The sequence below is a fragment of the Planktotalea sp. genome, assembly GCF_049680325.1.
GTDB lineage: Bacteria > Pseudomonadota > Alphaproteobacteria > Rhodobacterales > Rhodobacteraceae > Planktotalea.
Genome location: NZ_JBAUHO010000300.1, coordinates 1 through 6124 on the forward strand (window position 1 = coordinate 1; position 6124 = coordinate 6124).

Sequence of the window (6124 nt, forward strand, 5' to 3'; positions counted from 1 at the left end):
CGACGATCGGCTTTCTGAACCCAGGCTATTTGCAGCCTCTCTTTACCGACAGTCGCGGGCAAATCATGCTGAGCATCGGCATAATCAGCATCGCGCTTGGTGTTTTTATAATGGCGCGGATGGGCAAACTCGATGTTTGATCACGCAACTCTACTGGCCTGGATGGCCTTCACAGCGCTTGGCGCGGTCTTGTTGGGCGCTGGCGTTCTGCTGCACCTCGAAGCCAAACGAGTTCAGCGCATGAACCGCATAATGCGCGCGGCTGGCAAACTTTCAGCGGCAGAGTTGCTACACCAGAGCAATGAGCCGGGCGCAAGCAAGAACCTGCTCGCCACGCTCAAGCGCGCAGCAACAAAAACGGGCGAGCGTTTCACGGTCATCCTTGGCGGCGAAGCACGTGCAACGGCGGATGATCTGGCAAGCGCTGGCTATACGGGCCGCGATGCGGTGTTGATTTTTGCCTTTCTCAAAACGCTCGTTCCCTTGATCGTTTCGGTTGTTGGCCTGGGGCTGGTCCTATTGCGGGCGATGAATGGGCAAAGCATTTTCATGCCCTTGATTGTTACCGTCGCCGCTGCGCTTGCGCTGTCCAAAGCCGTTGATTTCTTTGTAAGTCACAAGCGCAGCACGCGCCTCGCCACAATCAGGCGCGGCGTTCCTGACATGTTAGAGCTGTTGGTCATCACCAGCGAAGCGGGCCTTGGCCCCCAGCCTGCACTGCACCGGGTTGCGCGCGAGCTGCGCCGCTCGCACCCTGTGATGGCGAATGAAGTACTAAGCATGGTAAGCGAAATGCGCATGACGAATGATCGCCGCATGGCCTATGAAAAGCTCAACATCCGCGTTCCGCTGCCCGAAATCGGTGTTTTCACCCAAACCCTGCACCAGTCTGACACCTACGGCACGCCTTTTTCCAAGGCGATGCGCACGCTTATTGCGGATCAACGTACAGACCGCTTGATGCGGATCGAAGAAAAGGCCGCGCGCTTGCCTGTCATTATGACGATGCCACTGATCTTCTGCATTATGCCAGCGGTCTTTATCGTTCTGGTTGGCCCTGCTGTGCTGAGTGTTCTCGACAATATCATCGGAGGCGGATGAAGCCATGCTGAAATCATTGAAAACCCATTTTTCGACCCTCTACCGCAAAGAAGACGGGGCCGTCGCGATTGAGTTTACCTTGCTTGCACCGATCCTGTTTGCCTTGCTGTTCGGGATCATCTGCATCGGCTATGCAATCGGCATCAGCCATTCCATCCACCAACTTGCAACCTCTGCCGCTCGCGCCAGTTTGGAAGGGATTACAACAGCCGAACGCAAAGCGCTTGCCGATACCTATCTCGCAAACGCAGGTCAGTACTTTCCGCTTCTGGATGCCAGTGCCATTGATGCCGTCGCCTCCGTCACCGAGGGGGACGCAGCACATATATCCATTCAGGTGAGCTACGCATTAGATGCCTCTGTGCTTTCGATAGCAAACGGCTTTCTAGGATTGGAAATGTCCGACCTCAGCGCGGGAGCATACCTTGCCTATTAATCAGAATGTTACACCCCGCATGATCCATGAAGAGCGCGGCGCAGTTGCAGTCATCGTCGCCCTTGGGCTTACGATGCTATTGGGCTTCCTTGCAATTTCTGTCGATATTGCAATGATTTACCGCGAACGCGCCGCGCTTCAGGCGAAGGGCGATGTGACGGCACTTAGCGCGGTTGCAAATATTGATATCGCACAGGCGCGCGCTCAAACTGCGCTTCAGAACAATTCGCAAGACATTGCGTCGCTCGAGCAGCTTCAGCTTGGCCGCTATTTGCGCAATCCCGCAATTCCCGCAGCGCAGCGCTTTACAGCATTGGACGCTGGGGATCCCGGAATCAACGCGCTTGCGCTTGTCCTTCGCACGACCACGCCGCTATATTTTTCACAGATTTTCATGGACGGGGATACGGCCCCCATGTCTGTCAGCGCAAGCGCAACGCGTACAGGTGCAGCCAGCTTTACACTGGGCTCACAACTCGCGCGCCTCGGGTCGCTCGCCTTATCGGACGCGTTAAGCGAAGCTTTGGGTATTCAGGTCAACCTGTCGGCTGGCGATATCAATGTTTTGGCCAATGCCCGAATAAACGCAGCCGACCTGCTCAACGCACTTAGCAAGCAGATTGGATTTGACAGCCTCAATCCAGCGGAAATTCTGGATCAAACCGTGTCCGCGCAAGATCTGATTGCAGCGCTCCAAACCGTTTCACCCGGCACCGTTTCGCAAAGCCTCTCTGCGCTGGGGACAGCAAGTAGCCTGCAAACATTCAACGTTGGCGAACTTGTCAGCGGCGCGGATTCCGCACTTGGCCTGACGACGATGGATTTCCTGGGCGACACAACGTTTACGGCTCGGGACGCCATAAGCGCATTGGCAGAGCGCGGCGCAACGGGCAGCCCCATCGCGGTAGATGTGAGCGCGAATGTCTCAGGGTTGCTTGACCTCGAAACCTCGCTCTCAATGGGCAGCATGCCTGTTGAATCCGGCGTTGTCGCACTGGGGGAAAGTGGCGTATCGCTGCACAACGCCGACGCGCGTTTCAAGACGGAGCTGACCCTTGAGCCTAGCTTGCTTGGCAATCTTGGTATTGGCGTGGCAAGCATCGTTGCCACAAGTCTTGAGTTGCCAGTTTACGTTGAACTTGCCGGCACCACAGCGACCCTGACCGAGCTAAGCTGTGTTGGCACTGAGACATCTACCCTGGCGGCTGCCTTTAGCACTGCTCATTCCGATCTGCATCCTGGCAATGGATCGAGCGTTGCGGCGCTTTATCTCGGGAGTTTTGCCAATGATCCGATGAACGCGGCAGAGGCAATCGACCCAGCTGGTTTTGACTATGCTGACATTTTGAACGTCTCGATCACGATTCCGGTGCCGCTCCTTCCCGACATCCATCTTGCGCAGGTGACGTTTCAAGCGCGTTCGCATGTTGCCGCTGGACAATCTCAAACTGAAGAGATCACTTTCACCAAGGGCGATGTCGCTGACGGCCCTTCCACCAAATACTTTGGAAGTGGCGAGCTATTGGCAAGCGCAGTAGAAAGCCTGCTCTCACCCGCCAATCTGGATCTGCGCGTAAAGCCGAACCAAAGCGGACTAGCAGGAAGCGTAATCAACAGCGTGGTGTCGGGATTACTGAATCTCTTGCCGTCAGCGTTGCTTGCGGGCGTCCTTAGCCCGCTCGACAATGTGCTGGACAATGTTCTGGCAAGCGCGGGCGTACAATTGGGTGTGGGTGAATTAACGCTAACGGACCATCATTGCGAAGTGCCTAGGCTCATTCGCTGATGGTCCGTAAAAGGGGTGAAAGCAGCTTTGAAAGCTTAGCCGTTAGACAGTTTCCGTTTTAAGAAAATCTGCGGAACCGCCGGTTTTCCTTTTCGCACCATCGGCACAACAATCGGCGTTTTTGCTGACGCCTTCTGGCTTTGCTCTGCTTGGTTGTCCGCCTGCCCCGCCATCACACAGACTTCATCTGTCACAAAAGCGATAAGCTGATATCGGTTTTCCAACGCCGACTTGCGGAAAATCTGGCTCAGTTGCGTTTTAACTGTCGGAACAGTGCTGCCACGCATGTCAGCGATTTCGGTGTTGGAAAAACCTTTCGCCGCGAAGATTGCTACGTCCAGTTCGGCCTTGGACAGGCCCCAATTTTGCGCGTAACGGCGAATATCTCTTCTTTGGAGGCGGTTTCACCGCCGCCCGGCGACAGGCGCTTGAAATGCTTGTGCTCAAGGTATGAGGTCAACCTTGAAATTGCCAAATAGGCGACGCCAGCGGTCATGATAGTGAACAACGCAAACAGGCCGGAAACGGTTGCAAGATTTATCAATTCCGGGGCAAGGAAGAACCTCGCAACTAGTATTGTTTTGATCGCCGCGATACCAAACACGCTTGCAACTACAGTAATCCAAAGCCGTTTCATTGTGATCCCTCTCCTGCCTAACTCATTTTCAAACGATTGATGTTGAATGTGTCAGATTTGTGCCGCTGCTCGCTCGGAAAAAGGGAAATCCTGAAACTTGTGGTCAGTGGAACACAGCGCAGGAAGCGTTTTGATAGGATCTGAAATACGAACGTATCTGGCCTGCGCGTAGATAGGCGTTTATGCCACTGGGTTCACCAGCAACCCACAGATCGCGCTTGTGAATTGCTGGTAAATCAAAGCCGTCAGGCCAGTTTTTCTTGTACCATTTCAACCAACAGATTGTAGTCTTTATCAAAACCACGGATGCCTTCGGCAAGTTTTTCGCTTGCCATCGCATCCGCATTCATCTGCCAGCGGAACGTCGCCTCGTCCATTTTAAGCGGGGCAATGCGGCTTGCCGCATCGGGGGATAGCTTGCGAGGAAGTTCAGCCGTGTCTTTGGACAGTTCTTCAAGCAGTTTTGGCGCGATTGTTAGGTTGTCACATCCAGCAAGGGCTTTGATCTGGTCGATATTGCGGAAAGATGCGCCCATGACGACCGTCTCGATACCGTTGGATTTGTAGTACTCGTAAATTCCACGCACAGACGCAACGCCCGGATCGGTATCGGGGGTATAACCGTCCACGCCTTCGGCCTTTTTGTACCAATCGGTGATACGGCCAACGAAAGGTGAAATTAGAAACGCACCCGCATCGGCGCAAGCAACGGCTTGGGCCAGCGAGAACAGCAATGTCAGGTTACAATCAATGCCTTCACGTTGAAGGATCTCAGCAGCGCGGATACCTTCCCACGTTGCAGCAAGCTTGATAAGCACACGATCTTTCTGGACACCGCGTCGCGCGTAATCTTCAATGATTTCACGGCCGCGCAGCACGGACGCATCAGTATCAAAAGACAGGTTCGCATCAACCTCCGTGGATACGCGCCCGGGAACCAATTCGCTCAACTCCGCGCCAACAGCAACTGTCAGCCTTGCTGCAGCCTCTTTAACACCCAGCCCTTCCGATTTGCATTGCTCAAGCTCGCGCGCGATCAAATCTGCGCTTGCGGGATCACGCACCGCCGCCAAAACAAGCGAAGGGTTGGTCGTGCAATCTACTGGCGCATAGGTGCGAACCGCGGCCAGTTCACCAGTATCGGCGACAACAGTTGTCATGGTTCTGAGTTGATCTAGGACGGAGGTCATCGGTGTTTCCTATCTAAAGCTTGGCCATGACGGGCAATCTGGCACTGTTATTTTGTTCTCGAACTCGGATAGTCTAAACGCTGCATCAGATCAACGCTGCGGCTTCGCTTTAGGGCGTCGTTTCGCAATTGGCAGTCAGAGCACTTGCGCCATGAAAAAACAGGCGTTGCTTTGGCGAACTGACGTCGTCACGATTTCGAAAGCGCGGGCTTCAACCTATCGCGCAATTCCGTTTTGAGGATTTTGCCGTAATTGTTCTTTGGCAGGCTCTCGACGAAGATATACTCTTTAGGACGCTTGAAACGGGCAATGGCTTCAAGGCAAAGCTGATCCAACTCTTCGGCGCTCGCGGATTTAGCATCTTTCAGTGCAATAAAGGCGACGACCTCCTCACCCCATTCATCATGCGCGCGCCCGACAACGGCAGTTTCATGCACCGCATCATGCCCCAACAGCACCTCTTCAACTTCTCGCGGATAAATGTTGGACCCACCCGAAATAATCATATCCTTTGAGCGATCCTGCATCGTCAGATAGCCCTGCGCATCCAAGCGGCCCATATCGCCCGTCCAGAGCCAGCCGTCGCGCAAGGTCTTTTCCGTCGCTTCGTGGTTGTTCCAGTAGCCCGGCATGACAGTTGCCCCCTTAACCGCGATCTCGCCGATCTCCCCAACAGGCAAAGGCGCACCTTCCGCGTCCAGTACGCGCACCTGAACCCCGCTTTGCGCGGTTCCGACCGATCCCAGCCTGTTGCGCCAACGCGGGTGGGCGCGCTCCGCCACATCCTCGCGGCTAAGCGCTGTGATCCCCATCGGGCATTCGCCCTGCCCGTAGATTTGTACAAACCGCGGCCCCATGACCTCGACCGCTTGAAGGATATCCGCCTCATACATGGGCCCGCCCGCATAAACGATCGTCTTCAACCCCTGTCCCGTCTCGCCTGCGCTGACAGCCTCATCCACCATACGTCGCAC

The 6124-nt window shown here is 54.9% G+C and carries 7 protein-coding genes; 3 read left to right on the plus strand and 4 right to left on the minus strand.

Annotated elements, in window-relative coordinates:
* Positions 1-132: 132 nt before the first annotated feature.
* Genes WBC85_RS13770 through WBC85_RS13780 form a run of 3 tightly spaced genes read left to right on the plus strand, consistent with a single transcriptional unit; the run spans position 133 to position 3323 of the window.
* Entirely contained in the window at positions 133-1101 is a 969-nt protein-coding gene (locus tag WBC85_RS13770; RefSeq protein WP_424438303.1) for a type II secretion system F family protein, read from the plus strand.
* A gap of 4 nt (positions 1102-1105) precedes the next feature.
* Complete coding sequence (locus WBC85_RS13775) at positions 1106-1537, plus strand: TadE/TadG family type IV pilus assembly protein (protein WP_424438306.1); 432 nt, start codon at positions 1106-1108, stop codon at positions 1535-1537.
* Positions 1527-3323, plus strand: a complete 1797-nt coding sequence (locus tag WBC85_RS13780; RefSeq protein ID WP_424438309.1) for a hypothetical protein — start codon at positions 1527-1529, stop codon at positions 3321-3323. The genes WBC85_RS13775 and WBC85_RS13780 overlap by 11 nt, the downstream gene beginning before the upstream one ends.
* Before the next feature lie 35 nt (positions 3324-3358).
* On the opposite strand, the gene WBC85_RS13785 is transcribed toward WBC85_RS13780, so the two are convergent.
* From WBC85_RS13785 to WBC85_RS13800, 4 genes are all read right to left on the minus strand, one after another.
* Complete coding sequence (locus WBC85_RS13785) at positions 3359-3706, minus strand: helix-turn-helix transcriptional regulator (protein WP_424438321.1); 348 nt, start codon at positions 3704-3706, stop codon at positions 3359-3361.
* On the minus strand, positions 3655-3960 hold the full coding sequence (locus WBC85_RS13790) for a hypothetical protein (RefSeq protein ID WP_424438312.1): 306 nt from the start codon (positions 3958-3960) through the stop codon (positions 3655-3657). Before WBC85_RS13790 ends, WBC85_RS13785 begins: the two co-directional genes overlap by 52 nt.
* Before the next feature lie 245 nt (positions 3961-4205).
* A complete protein-coding gene (gene tal / locus WBC85_RS13795) occupies positions 4206-5150 on the minus strand; it encodes a transaldolase (RefSeq protein ID WP_424438315.1) in 945 nt (314 codons plus the stop codon).
* Positions 5151-5338: 188 nt separating this feature from the next.
* Positions 5339-6124: AMP-binding enzyme (locus tag WBC85_RS13800; RefSeq protein ID WP_424438318.1), on the minus strand; the 786-nt coding region annotated here is incomplete at its 5' end.